The organism is Tatumella sp. UBA2305 (assembly GCF_002345795.1).
GTDB classification, from domain to species: domain Bacteria; phylum Pseudomonadota; class Gammaproteobacteria; order Enterobacterales; family Enterobacteriaceae; genus Tatumella; species Tatumella morbirosei.
Map to the genome: position 1 here is coordinate 1 of NZ_DDVT01000018.1, position 14,242 is coordinate 14,242.

General features: G+C 55.1%; 9 protein-coding genes. 8 read left to right on the plus strand and 1 reads right to left on the minus strand.

The genetic code is table 11. The annotated features are described in order from the left end of the window. The 8 genes from B3Z23_RS11000 to B3Z23_RS11035 all read left to right on the plus strand — a co-directional run. On the plus strand, positions 1 to 483 hold a 483-nt coding region (locus B3Z23_RS11000), incomplete at its 5' end, for a fimbrial protein (protein ID WP_294909433.1). 109 nt (positions 484 to 592) lie between these two features. After that, on the plus strand, positions 593 to 1,888 hold the full coding sequence (locus B3Z23_RS11005) for a nitrate- and nitrite sensing domain-containing protein (protein WP_414716482.1): 1,296 nt from the start codon (positions 593 to 595) through the stop codon (positions 1,886 to 1,888). Positions 1,889 to 2,249: 361 nt separating this feature from the next. Beyond that, a complete protein-coding gene (locus B3Z23_RS11010; RefSeq protein ID WP_294909437.1) occupies positions 2,250 to 3,524 on the plus strand; it encodes a CmpA/NrtA family ABC transporter substrate-binding protein in 1,275 nt (424 codons plus the stop codon). Continuing rightward, entirely contained in the window at positions 3,521 to 4,399 is an 879-nt protein-coding gene (gene ntrB / locus B3Z23_RS11015; protein ID WP_414716483.1) for a nitrate ABC transporter permease, read from the plus strand. Before B3Z23_RS11010 ends, ntrB begins: the two co-directional genes overlap by 4 nt. 10 nt (positions 4,400 to 4,409) lie before the next feature. Then, complete coding sequence (locus B3Z23_RS11020; RefSeq protein ID WP_294909439.1) at positions 4,410 to 5,204, plus strand: ABC transporter ATP-binding protein; 795 nt, start codon at positions 4,410 to 4,412, stop codon at positions 5,202 to 5,204. Between the two features lie 53 nt (positions 5,205 to 5,257). Next, positions 5,258 to 8,167 (plus strand): nitrite reductase large subunit NirB, encoded by a 2,910-nt coding sequence (gene nirB / locus B3Z23_RS11025; protein WP_294909441.1) that lies wholly within the window; start codon positions 5,258 to 5,260, stop codon positions 8,165 to 8,167. Positions 8,168 to 8,190: 23 nt separating this feature from the next. Next, positions 8,191 to 9,024: a uroporphyrinogen-III C-methyltransferase gene (gene cobA / locus B3Z23_RS11030; RefSeq protein WP_294909442.1), complete on the plus strand. Its 834-nt coding sequence runs from the start codon at positions 8,191 to 8,193 to the stop codon at positions 9,022 to 9,024. Between the two features lie 21 nt (positions 9,025 to 9,045). Continuing rightward, positions 9,046 to 13,194, plus strand: a complete 4,149-nt coding sequence (locus B3Z23_RS11035) for a bifunctional nitrate reductase/sulfite reductase flavoprotein subunit alpha (protein WP_294909444.1) — start codon at positions 9,046 to 9,048, stop codon at positions 13,192 to 13,194. Here the strand turns inward: B3Z23_RS11035 and B3Z23_RS11040 are convergent. Continuing rightward, entirely contained in the window at positions 13,188 to 14,153 is a 966-nt protein-coding gene (locus B3Z23_RS11040; RefSeq protein ID WP_349677220.1) for an AraC family transcriptional regulator, read from the minus strand. The genes B3Z23_RS11035 and B3Z23_RS11040 overlap by 7 nt on opposite strands. Positions 14,154 to 14,242: the final 89 nt, after the last annotated feature.

The following is a 14,242-nucleotide window of genomic DNA, read 5'->3' on the forward strand; positions in this document are numbered from 1 at the left end:
GTGATTACCAGTGGTTCACTGATTGCCCGGCTGGTGTTACATCAGACCAACAACTTTGGTGATTCAGCGTCCTATGTCTGGAGCATTTATGCCAATAATGATGTGGTTGTTCCGACAGGAGGTTGTGATGTGTCGTCGCGTGACGTCACGGTGACATTACCGAATTACCCGGGAACGCAGACCATACCATTAACGGTGCATTGTGCGGCAACTAAAGCACTGTCTTATTATCTGTCAGGAACAACAACAGACACTGCGTCAACGATTTTTACTAATACTTCTTCGACCTCGCCGGCTCAGGGAGTCGGTGTGCAGTTATCTAACAGCAGCGGCGTTCTGGCGACTAACCAGAATGTTTCGTTAGGTAATGTGGGTACCTCGCCTGTGAGTCTGGGGCTCACAGCTTCTTATGCCCGGACCTCCGGTCAGGTGGTGGCCGGTAACGTGCAGTCGATAGTCGGAGTGACCTTCGTTTACCAGTAAAAATTTGCGGTATCGTTGTGTTTTATCCCCGTGACCAGACGGGGTTTTTTTTGCCTTTTGGTCGGCCCTGGCGTGTACTTTGCATAAATTGTTCTTTTGCAGGGGACTGATGATGACTGACTACATACCGACAACCCTTCGTTTTTTGCTGGCCTCCAGACAGTGTGAACTTAACAGTCTGAGTTGTCTGCTGGACAGTGGTGAGTTGGTGGGGAAAGTCAGCGTGCTTATCCATCATCTGCAGCGCGAACGGGGTACGGTCAATCTGTTTCTGTGCAGTGAAGGGCGACAGACCGCTGCAGATTTGCGCCACCGTGAGCAGGATTCATTGTTGTCCCAACAAGAGCTGATGCACTATCTGGATAATACTCAGGCGCTGGACCCGGGTCAGCCACAGGCCAGCCGGTTATTTCACTGTGCTGCACGAGCCGTGTATGCGCTGGGCGTATTACAGGAAACCCGACAGCAAATCAACGGCAGGGTCGCCTCGTTGGTGGCCGCGGTTGAAGTCTTCAATGATACTATCCGACATCTGCTGTCACTGGTGTTTGCGGTCTCAGATGCCTCTGCTGATCCGGCCATCTCGCGGGCCCTGATTGCTATGTTTAGTTTTATGCAGGGCAAAGAGCTGGCAGGGCAGGAAAGGGCGATTGGAGTGCGTATCTTCAGCGGGCATATGCCGGAAGATGAAGATGATCATCCTGCCGGGCAGATCATCAGCCTGATCGAACGCCAGGAACACTACTTTGCCACATTCATTGAATTTAGTGATCCGGACAACCGGCGTCGTTGGCTGGAGATGGTGCCCGACAGCGAGTTTGAACGGCTAAGGCGGATTGCCTGTACCCGTAGCAGTTTGTCGGGGAATCCTGATGTCAGCCAGCACTGGTTTCTGCTGGCCACCCGGCGTATTGATACCATGAAACAGCTGGAAGACCACTTGCAGCATACCCTGATGCAGTTATGCCGTGAACGGATCTTCAGTACTCAGCGGGCCTGTGATGAACAGCAGGCTGATATCAACAGCCTGAAAACGACGATGTCGGACGGTTATAGCGGTTATTCGGTATTTATGGAACACTCTTCCGCGGGCGTTCACCGTCAGGGCGGTTGGCTACAAAGTGAAGGCGTTCAGCCACAACTTGGGCAGTCGCTGCTTTCTCTGTTACGCCAACAATCACAGCGACTGGATGCGCAGAATCAGGAGCTCACTGATTTGCGCGAGGTCCTTCATCAGAGAAAAACTGTGGACAGCGCCAAGAGATTGCTGATGCAGCATCGCCAACTGACCGAAGATGAAGCCTATAAAACGCTGCGCCAGATGGCGATGGATCAGAACAAAAAGATCTCAGATATTGCCGCTGCGTTACTGTCAGTCGCCGGGGTATTCGATCATCCCGGCTAAAGAAATATGCACATCAAGGGTGCGGGTATTGTTCTTTTGTGGTGCAGGTCACATTTATTCCCCTGTGATCCCTGCCTGCCAGCGCTCTGTGATTCTGTCAGTTATTCCTTCTGCAACGGATTATTTTTCCCCTGCTAAATAAAGGGTTTATTACCCATTTTATGACCGGACCTTCCGGAAGGTTGTGCCGATGGCATGGCTCTTGCTTCAGTAAACTCTAAACTGATTAAACCTGTGGGCCCGGCCAACGGCGGCTGAGAACACAGGTTACGGATAATGGCGTCCATCACTGCATATTCACGATGCAGCGGTGGGCGCTTTTTTTTTGCCGAAACTGACCGGGCACAGAAGGACAGGGTGAATGAGCCAACAGACAAAAACAGACCGGACTTTTTCCCGACGCAGATTTCTGCAAGGGAGCGCCGCGATAACCGGCAGCCTGCTGGTCCCCGGACTGATGAACAGTGTATGGGCAGCCGGTTCTGACGCGCCGGAGCTGAAAACCGTACAGGTCGGGTTTATCCCCCTCACGGATTGTGCGTCGGTAGTGATGGCTGCGGCGAAGGGGTTTGATAAAAAGTACGGCATCCGCATTATGCCGCAAAAACAGGCCAGTTGGGCGACGGTTCGCGACAAACTGTTATCCGGTGAGCTGGATGCCGCCCACATCCTTTACGGCGAACTGTATGGATTGCATATGGGGCTGGCGGGCCCGGCAACGCCGATGGCTAACCTGCTGACCATTAATCAGAACGGCCAGGGGATTACCCTGGCAAACCAGCTACGGGAGGCCGGGATTACCGACCTGGCAGCTCTGCAACGGCATATCGATGCAAACCCGCCTGGCACCTATACCTTCGCACAGACTTTCCCTACCGGAACACATGCCATGTGGCTGTACTACTGGCTGGCAACCGCCGGCATTCATCCGTTACAGCAAATTCGCAGCCTGGTGGTACCGCCTCCGCAGATGGTGGTCAATATGAAAATCGGCAATATGCAGGGTTGCTGCGTCGGAGAGCCCTGGAACCAGCGGGCGATTAGCGAGAAGGTGGGTTTTACTGCAGCAACGTCACAGCAAATCTGGCCGGATCATCCGGAAAAAATCCTTGGTACCCGGGGCGACTGGGTTACCGCTCATCCTAATACAGCCCGGGCATTGACCGCCGCTGTGCTGGAAGCTGGCCGCTGGATTGATGCCAGCGAGGCTAACCGGCTGGAGACTGCCAACATTATCGCAGGCCGCGCGGTGATCAATACCGATGTGCATGCCATTGCCGGGCGCATGCTGGGTCGTTATGAAAATGGCCTGGGTCAGACATGGCAGGATACCCATCCGATGCGCTTCTATCACGATGGCGAAGTTAGCTTCCCGTGGCTCTCTGACGGGATGTGGTTTCTGACTCAGCACCGCCGTTGGGGATTATTAAAAACCGACCCTGATTACCTGGCCGTCGCCCGGAAAATCAACCGTACCGATATTTATAAACAGGCGGCAGCCGCGGTAGGAAATGTACCGCTGCCCGACAGTGAGATGCGCAGCAGCGTACTGATGGATGGCAAACGCTGGGATGGCAGCGATCCTGCCGGCTATCTCAGGAGTTTCAGTATTCAACAACCAGTGAGGCCAGCATGACACAACAGTCTGAAGTAACTCCGGCAGTGGCGACGCTTTCCGCCTCTACTACTGTTTCCGGCGCGACAGCCCCGGCGCCCGTGACCCGGCGTCCTAATGCCATGTTTCGTCGGGTATTCCGCCAGTTGTTTGCTGGACTGCTCGGGGTGCTGTTATTGCTGGGAGGCTGGCAGATGGTGGCTCTGTACAGCCACGGTTTCCCGACCCCCTGGCAAACCTGGCAGTCAGCCATCCCCATTTTCGCTCATCCGTTCTATGTGGCCGGGCCTAATGATCAGGGAATCGGCTGGAATGTGCTGGCTTCGCTGCAACGGGTTGCCATCGGGTTTGGACTTGCTGCGCTGGTGGGGATTCCGGTGGGCTTTTTGATTGGTCGTTTTCGTTTTATCGCCGACATGTTTAATCCGGTGATTTCGTTACTGCGACCGGTCAGTCCGCTGGCCTGGCTGCCGATAGGGCTGCTTATTTTCCAGCGTGCGGATCCGGCTTCTTACTGGACCATTTTTATCTGTTCAGTCTGGCCGATGATTCTGAATACCGCGGAAGGTGTCCGGCGTATTCCGGATGATTACCTGAATGTCGCCAGAGTGCTGCGCCTGTCGGAATTTACTGTCATGCGCAAAATTCTGTTTCCGGCGGTACTGCCCAACATCCTGACGGGTATGCGTTTGTCGATAGGGATTGCCTGGCTGGTGATTGTGGCTGCGGAAATGCTGACCGGCGGGATGGGGATTGGGTTCTGGATCTGGAATGAATGGAACAACCTGAATGTGGAACACATCATCATCGCTATTTTTGTTATCGGAGTCGTGGGGCTGTTGCTTGAGCAACTGTTGATGTGGGTCGCCCGGCGTTTCAGCTATGAAAAGCGTTAAGGAGAGAGTTATGTCTGCCAACCCGATAATCCAGGTACAACAAATCAGTCAGCAGTTTTCGACGGCCAGCGGTGATTTTCTGGCCCTGGACAATGTCAGTTTTGATATCGCAGAGGGTGAATGCATTAGCCTGATCGGTCATTCCGGCTGTGGTAAATCAACGCTGCTCAATCTGATCGCCGGACTCACCTTCCCGACTCGTGGCGGATTGTTATGCAACAACCGTGAAATTGATGGCCCCGGTCCGGAGCGGGCGGTGGTATTTCAGAACCACTCTTTATTACCCTGGCTGACGGCTTACGAAAATGTCGCCCTGGCGGTAAATCAGGTGTTCCGTGGTCAGATGACCAAAGCCGAAATGAAAGACTGGATCATGCATAACCTGCAACTGGTGCATATGGAACATGCCGCCGCTAAGCGGCCTGATGAGATCTCCGGAGGCATGAAGCAGCGGGTCGGAATTGCCCGGGCGCTGGCGATGAAACCGTCGGTTCTGCTGATGGATGAGCCCTTTGGCGCACTGGATGCGCTGACCAGAGCGCATCTGCAGGATGCGGTGATGGATATTCAGCAACAGCTTCGGACCACTATTGTTTTGATCACCCATGACGTTGATGAGGCGGTTTTGCTGTCAGATCGCGTATTTATGATGACCAACGGCCCGGCGGCGACCGTCGGAGAAGTGATGGACGTTGCCCTGGAGCGTCCGCGCTCCAGAGTGGCGCTGGCAGATGACCGCCGATATCAGCAATACCGGCAACAGGTATTGCATTTTCTGTATGAGAAACAACCGAAAGCCGCCTGAGCCGTGGCATGCAATGTTGATAACAGCAGCCTGAGGCTGCGGGGGAGCGGAATATGAGTAAGCCGGTATTAGTGGTTGTCGGGCATGGCATGGTGGGTCACTACTTTCTGGAGCAACTGGCCGAACGCCAGCTGCACCAACAGTATCAGGTCGTGGTATTTGGCGAAGAGCAGCATCCGGCCTATGACCGCGTTCACCTGTCAGAATACTTCTCGGGGCGCAGTGCCGAATCATTGTCGCTGGTGAAAGACAATTTCTTCGCACAGACCGGCATAGAATTACGTACCCGCAGTCAGGTAGCACATATCGATGCACAGGCCCGGGTGGTGACCGACAGCGGAGGTCATCAGCTGGCTTATGATCAGCTGGTGCTGGCGACCGGGTCCTACGCGTTTGTGCCGCCGGTGCCGGGACATGACCGTGAAGGTTGCCTGGTGTACCGGACACTGGAGGACCTGGATGCGATTGCCGCACACTCCGCGCAGGCTAAAAGCGGAGTGGTTATCGGTGGCGGGCTGCTGGGTCTGGAAGCGGCGAATGCCCTGTTACAGTCCGGCCTGGAGACCCATGTGGTGGAGTTTTCTCCGCGACTGATGGCCCTACAGCTGGATGATGACGGCGCGCGGATGTTGCAGAAGAAGATTGTTGCTCTCGGGGTACAGGTACATACCTCCCGCCAGACCGTGGAAATCACCCAGGGGAAACATGCGCAACATCAGTTACGGTTTGCCGATGGCACAGAACTGGAAACCGATCTTGTGCTGTTTTCTGCCGGTATCCGGCCGCGTGATGAACTGGCGGACAGCGCGGGTCTGCAAAAAGGGCCACGCGGTGGGATTGTCATCGATGATTTCTGCCAGACTTCTGATCCGGCCATCTCGGCCATTGGTGAATGTGCGCTCTGGCAGGGCAAAATTTTTGGCCTGGTGGCTCCGGGTTATCAGATGGCGCGATGTCTGGCCGATCGACTGGCTACACTGAACAACCCGTTCAGTGGTGCAGACATGAGTACCAAACTGAAACTACTGGGGGTGGAGGTTGCCTCGGTCGGGGATGCCCATGGAACCACTCCGGGCAGCCTGAGTTATCAGTGGACCGATGGTCCGGCCCGGGTTTATAAGAAAATTGTGGTCTCCGAAGACCGCAAATCCCTGCTGGGAGCGGTACTGATTGGCGACAGTTCAGACTATAGCCAGCTACTGCAACGTATGCTGAATGGTATTCCGCTGCCTGAACATCCGGAAAGTCTGATTCTGCCGGCGGCGGCCGGCGAAAGTAGTGGTGGTTTAGGAGTGGCTCTGCTGCCGGAAACCGCACAAATCTGTTCCTGCCATAATGTCACTAAAGGGGATATTTCTCAGGCGGTGGCCGGGGGCTGTACCGAACTCAACGGGCTGAAAACCTGTACCAAAGCCGGAACTGGTTGTGGCGGCTGTGTCCCGTTACTCAAACAGGTGATGGAACATGAACTGACCGCGCTGGGCGTTGAAGTGAAAAAGGATGTCTGCAGCCACTTTGCCTATTCACGCCAGGAACTCTATCACCTGATCCGGGTTAATAACATTCGTTCGTTTGACGAGTTGATCCGTCAGCACGGACAGGGACACGGCTGCGAAATCTGTAAGCCGCTGGTGGGTTCTCTGCTGGCCTCCTGCTGGAATGACTATCTGCTGGAACCGGAGCATATCTCTTTGCAGGATACCAATGATCGTTTCTTTGGCAATATTCAGAAAGACGGGACCTATTCGGTGGTACCTCGTATCCCTGCCGGTGAAATCACCCCACAGGGCCTGATCACCCTGGGACAGGTGGCTGAACGCTACAACCTGTATACCAAAATCACCGGCGGACAACGGGTAGATTTATTCGGCGCCCGGCTTGAACAGTTACCAGATATCTGGAGTGAATTACTGGCGGCGGGCTTTGAAACCGGTCATGCCTACGGAAAATCACTGCGTACCGTCAAGTCCTGTGTGGGTTCTACCTGGTGCCGCTACGGGGTACAGGATTCCACCGCCTTAGCCATCCGTCTGGAGGAACGTTATAAGGGGCTGCGTTCGCCGCATAAAATCAAAATGGCGGTCTCTGGTTGTACCCGTGAGTGTGCCGAAGCCCAGGGTAAAGACATTGGTGTGATTGCCACCGATAAAGGCTGGAATCTGTATGTCTGCGGTAACGGCGGTATGAAACCCCGCCACGCGGATCTGTTTGCTGCCGATCTGGATACCGAAACGCTGATCAGAACGATCGACAGGGTGCTGATGTTTTATGTGCGTACTGCGGATCGTTTACAGCGAACCAGTAACTGGCTGGATAACCTGGAGGGGGGAATAGGTTACCTGAAATCGGTGATCCTGGAAGACAGTCTTGGGCTGGGGACCTCACTGGACAGTGAGATGCAGCATATCGTGGCAACGTATCAGTGTGAGTGGAAAACCACCCTCAGTCACCCTCAGCACCTGAAATTATTCCGGGCCTTTATCAACAGTGATCAGCCGGATGAGGCAGTGGTGATGGTTCCGGAGCGCGGACAGATTCGTCCGGCGCTGGCAGAAGAAAAAATCCCCCTGGCGGAGGTTCCGGATGTCAGCGACGAATGGGTGACCGTCGGGCAACTGGAAGATATCCCGGTGAATACCGGTATTGCCGCCCGGTTAGGCTCCCGGCAAATCGCCCTGTTCCGTCTGGGGGGGGATCAGCCTGCGGTTTACGCCCTCGATAATCAGGAGCCGGGTACAGGCGCCAATGTACTGGCCCGTGGGCTGGTGGGGGATGAAGCCGGAGAACCACTGGTCATCTCTCCGCTCTACAAAAAACGCCTGCGGCTGTCTGATGGCATTAGTCCGGATGATGCCTCAGTCAGAGTACGTTGCTGGCCGGTCAGACTGGAGAACGGTGCTATTCGGGTGAACCGTCAGCCGTTGCCTGTCTCTGACCCGCAAATTATTGCGGTGGCGTCCTGAGCCCCCTGAAGCGGAGATAACCGATGAATATTCTTAAGCAACTCTTTTCTGTGGCCGACCTGCGTCAGCCGGTGACTGCGGGTGAAGTCTGGCTGGTCGGAGCAGGGCCGGGCGATGTTGAGCTACTGACCCTGAAAGCACTGCGGGTGATTCAGCAGGCCGATGTGGTGGTCTATGACCGCCTGGTCTCAGAACAGATTATGGCTCTGGTCCCTGAGCAGGCCTTGTGCATTGATGTCGGTAAATCCCGGGGTGATCACCGGCTGAATCAGTCACAAATCAATCAGTTATTGGGGGAGCTGGCACAGGCCGGCCAACGGGTAGTGCGGCTGAAAGGCGGAGATCCTTTTGTGTTTGGCCGGGGCGGCGAAGAGATGGAGTCGCTGCAACAGGCCGGTATTGCCTGTCATATCGTGCCGGGGATTACTGCCGCGATCGGGTGTGCCGCCGCCGCCGGATTGCCGTTAACCCATCGGGATTGTGCCCAGTCACTGCGTTTTATCACCGCCCATACCCGTTCGGGGGAAGAGTTGTGTGACGATGTGTCGCTGGCCACGGGGGGACAAACGCTGGTGTTTTACATGGGACTGAGTCACAGCTCCCGGCTGTGCCAGCGGCTGACCGGACTAGGGTTAGCGGGGGAGACCCCGCTGGCAATCATCGAAAACGGGACCCGTCCGGAGCAACGGTTGCTGATTGCTACTCTCAACACATTGCCGGAGTTGCTGGCACGTTATCAGCCACAATCTCCAGGTTTGCTGATTGTCGGTGAGGTCGTGAATTATTGCCGGATGCCGGCCTTACGGGTGGCGATGCCTGAGCAGAGTGGTGCGGTGGTTAAGTACGTCGCAGCCTGAGCATCACGGGGAGAGATATTGATGGCGGAACAGACACAGCAGGTTAACAGCGTTTGTCCTTATTGCGGGGTCGGTTGCGGCATTGTAATGCAGGTGGCAGACAACCGGGTGGTCAAAGTGACCGGCGATAAACAGCACCCTGCCAATCGTGGCAAATTGTGTACCAAAGGACTGACCTGCGCCAAAGCCATTACGGCTCCTGGCCGTCTGGACCGGGCTTTCCTGCGTAAACAGCGTCACCTGGACCCGGTGCAGGCGGAGATGACGGCCGCAATCCGGGAAACCGCGAACCGCCTGAAGGCCATTATTCAGCAGCATGGACCGGAGGCCGTGGCACTGTATGTCTCCGGGCAGATGTCGCTGGAGGCTCAATATTTGGCCAACAAACTGGCAAAAGGGTTTATTGCCACCCCGAATATCGAATCTAACTCCCGGCTATGTATGGCCAGTGCCGGCAGCGGTTACAGGCAGTCGCTGGGTGCTGACGGACCTCCAGGTTCCTACGAAGACTTTGAGCATGCAGATTTGTTCCTGGTGATTGGGGCCAATATGGCCGACTGCCATCCGATTCTGTTTCTGCGCATGATGGCCCGGGTAAATGCCGGTGCCAGACTGATTGTGGTGGATACGAGACGTACAGCTACTGCGGAGAAAGCCAGCCTGTTTTTACAGGTGAAATCTGGCAGTGACCTGATGCTGATGAACGGGCTGCTGCAATTGCTGGTCAGTCAGGGAAAAACCGACAACGATTTTATTGCCCGTTATACCCGGGGCTGGGAACAGATGCCGGAATTTCTGGCGGACTACACCCTCGATAAGGTGGCGGAGGCTACCGGTCTGGCAGAGCAGGATATCCGTCGTGCCGCTGAATGGATAGGGGAGTCTCCCGCCTGGATGAGCTGCTGGACTATGGGGCTTAACCAGAGTATTCAGGGGACGCTTAACACCAGTGCGCTGTGTAATCTGCATCTGGCCACCGGAACGATATGCAAGCCCGGTTGCGGCCCTTTTTCTCTGACCGGCCAGCCCAATGCGATGGGGGGCAGGGAGATGGGCTATATGGGACCGGGGCTTCCCGGGCAGCGTTCTTTGCTGTCGGAAGAGGATCGCCGTTTCACCGAGAATCTCTGGGGACTGCCCTCCGGCACTTTACCGGATCATGGCGGCCACGGCACTGTTGATATGTTTCAACAGATGGAGGCAGGCACCATCAAAGCCTGCTGGATCATCTGCACTAATCCTGTCGCCAGTATGGCGAACCGGCAACAGGTTATCCGGGGGCTGCAGCAGGCGGAGCTGGTTATCACTCAGGATGCTTTTCTCGATACCGAAACTAACCGTTATGCCGACATTCTGTTACCAGGCGCCTTATGGGCAGAGGCCGAAGGGATAATGATAAATTCCGAACGTAATGTGACCCTGATGAAGCAAGCCGTTAACCCGCCTGGTGATGCAATGGCTGACTGGCAGATTATTGCCAGTGTGGCCTGTGAAATGGGTTTTCGTCAGGATTTTAGTTATCGTTATGCCAGTGAAGTATTTCGCGAAATTCAGCAATTTCATAATCCGCAGACCGGCTACGACCTGCGAGGTATCAGCTACCCGCGGCTGTACGATTCTCCGGTACAGTGGCCCAGCCCGCCGGACGATCAGCAATCGCGCCATCCGATACGCTATCTGTCACAGGAGATAATTTTCACGGATAAACCCGCCAGTGCTCCGGTCATTATTTTCCCAACCGCCAGTGGTCGGGCGCAATTCCATTGTTGCCTGCCGCTATCTCCGGCAGATCCGCCGGATGATGACTCCCCGTTTGTGATGAATACCGGTCGTCTGCAACACCAGTGGCATACCATGACCAAAACCGGCCATATTGCCGAGCTGAACCAGTTAAACCCGAACCCATTTGTTGAGATTCATCCTGAGGACGCTCAACGGTTGAAAATTCAACCGGAACAACCGGTTGAACTGCGTTCCCGGCGCGGGAAGGCGATCCTGCCGGCGCAAATCAGCAACAGGGTGTTACCTGGCCACTGTTTTGCGCCATTTCACTGGAATGACGTGTTCGGTGAGAACCTGTCGGTCAATTCACTGACCAGCGACGCGGTTGATCCGCAGTCGCTACAACCGGCGCTGAAATATTGTGCGGTTTCTCTGACCCCGATAGTAACCCCAAAAATTGCGGATGCTGAGCTTATCAACGCTCAGCCCGTTGCGGAGGCCGTAATGACAGAAAACCCTGCCACCACAGCAGCAGACCTGTTCGCCGGGCAGCTGGTCCCGGGGGCCAGCCTGTCTGAAATGCTTAACGCGGAAGAACAGCGTTATCTGCAAGGATATCTGGCGGGTTTGCGTTTAAGCCCTCCCGATAACTGCGGCGGTGTTCCTGTGTTACCAGCTACCGCACCGCTGGGGAATGATATGCGCCTGTGGGTCGACGGGCTGCTGGCGGGATTGTATGCCCGTACTCCGCTGGCAGCTGGCATACCGTCCACGCTCGCGGACGGGCAGCCGGCCATCAGCTTTGCTGCCGAAACTGCGGCTCCGGTATGGGTGTTGTGGAGCTCAACCACCGGTAATGCAGAATCTTTTGCCGCCGAATGTGTCAGCCAGCTGGAACAGGCGGGGATAACCGCCCAATCCGGCTGTATCTCCGACCACGGGGCGGCAGAACTGGCCAGCGCCGGGAAAATTTTACTGGTGGTCAGTACTTTTGGTGATGGCGATCCGCCGGATAACGGTCTCAGTTTCTGGCAAATGCTGACGGCAGAGTCTGCTCCGTCGCTCTCATCGGTCAGTTTTTCGGTACTGGCGTTCGGTGACAGCAGCTATGACCAGTATTGTGGCTTTGGCCGGCGTCTCGATACCCGGCTGAGTGAACTGGGAGCGACACGGCTTTCTCCCAGGGCCGAATGCGAAGCGGAGGATCTACAACCGGCCAGGTTATGGCTGGAAAATATGACCGGGCTGCTACGCAGCAGTTCTGCTCCGGTAAATATCATGGCTAAACCCACGCAGGTTATCCGGCAAGAGACTGAGCCCGCAGCTCCTGCAAAGTACCATCGTGACAAGCCTTACCGCGCCACGCTGTTGTCCTGTCAGCGACTGAACCAGGAGGGATCACAGAAGGAGACCCGCCAGATAATATTGTCAGTAAAGGGGACTGAGCTCAGTTATCAGGCCGGAGATGCCCTGGGGGTCTGGCCACAAAATAAACCGCAGTGCGTAGACTCCGTACTTAATGCTCTGCAGCTTGATCCACAGCAGCCGGTGACGGTCAGTTCCGGGCAGACGGTCAGTCTGAAGGATGCGTTGACGGATTACCTGGATTTATCGGTGGTGAGCCGTGAGCTGGCAGAATACCTCGGCAACCATTCTGTCAGCGGTGAATTCCCTCCTCCACTACAGAAGGTGCTGGCAGGTGATTTTACCGGCTGGCAACAGCAGCAGCGGGTGGTGGATCTGCTGGAAGCATTCCCTGCCAGAGTTCGGGCCGATGAATTTATCCGCTATCTGCGACCAATGCGACCACGGCTATATTCTGTTTCGTCCAGTCCGTTGCTGACTCCGGACGAAATACATCTGACAGTATCGGTGATACGTGAGGGTATTCACGGGATGCGGGATGGTGTCTGTTCGTCATTTCTGGCCGACAGCGCTGTCGGTGACAGTATTCAGGTATTTGTAAAACCTCAGGTCAGTTTCCGGATACCGAAGGACGATACATTACCACTGATTATGATTGGTCCCGGTACAGGAATTGCCCCTTTCCGTGCTTTCCTGCAACAGCGCCAGGCCAGTGGCGCCCGGGGTCATAACTGGTTGTTCTTTGGTGAACAGCATGCTGACGGTGATTTTTATTATCGTCAGGAGCTGGAAGACTTCCGTCGTGACGGAGTACTGCACCGGCTGGATACGGCTTTCTCCCGTGATCAACCAGATAAAATTTACGTCCAGCACCGGATGCTGGAACAAGGCAGTATTCTCTGGCAATGGCTGACGAAAGGCGCAACCGTCTGTGTGTGTGGCGATGCCAGCAGAATGGCGAAAGATGTCCATCAGGCGTTACTGCAGATCATCCGTGACCATGGCCGGATGAGTGCCGGCGAAGCTGAACAGTGGCTGTCGGCGCTGACCCGGCAGAAACGCTACCTGCGTGATGTTTACTGATGATTCCTGGCCTTGCGGCTGGCTCCCGGCGGCAGACCGGTGATCCGTTTAAAAGCCCGGCTAAAGGCGGCCTGGGAGGTATAGCCCAGCCGCTGAGCCACGGTTTCTATCGGCAGACGTTCAAAATTCAGCCACTGGCTGGCGAGCTGCATACGTAACTCAGCGGCATAACGTAGTGGTGATATGCCGATAGTCTGGCGAAAACGTCCGGCAAATACCGATCGGGAACTGTGGCACTCGGCGGCCAGTTCCGCCACGGTCCACTCCTTTCCGGGGTTGCGGTGCAAAGCCAGTAATGCTTGCGCCAGCCGGGGATCGTTAAGTGCAGCCACCAGACCACTTCCATTACCACAGCCACATTCTACCCAACCCCGTATCAGCATGGCGGCCACCACTTCAGCAAGCCTGGCCATAATTCCGGGGTAGCCAATTCGGCCTGAACAGACTTCCCGTTTCATTGACGAAAGGATTGGCAGTAAGCCCGGATAACGGTCACTGAGTGTATCTGCCAGCAACTCATCCGGCATTAACCTGATAAGACCCTGCATCCCGCCAGCGTCAAAGGCCATGCAGCCATGAAAAATAATTGTTTTTTCAGGGTTGGTGATTTTACAGCAGGTATTAATAGCACTCACCGAATCACCCAACGGGATAGTTTCAGAGGTATCAATATCCTGTATTGCAGCATCGGAATCAGACAGCAACTGATGGTGGGGGGCATGTGGCATAAATACCGCATAACCCGCCGGTAGCGTTTGAATCGTACCATCTGCTTTACGTAACAGAGCACTGCCGGAGGCAATAAAATGGAAACAGGCATAACCGGGCCTTGCCGGGAAATTAAAACCAAACCGGCTACCGGCTTTAATTTGTCGATACTTCACGCCACGCAACCGCATTCCTGTCAGCAGTTCGCTTATCAGATCAGAAGGTAATTCAGAAAGGGCTGCTTTGCTCATTTTCAGGAGTTTTAGTCAAAAATAACAGACTTACTATCATAGACCCTCCTGGTGTTTATCTCCAGAATCAGGTGATTAACATTATCGGA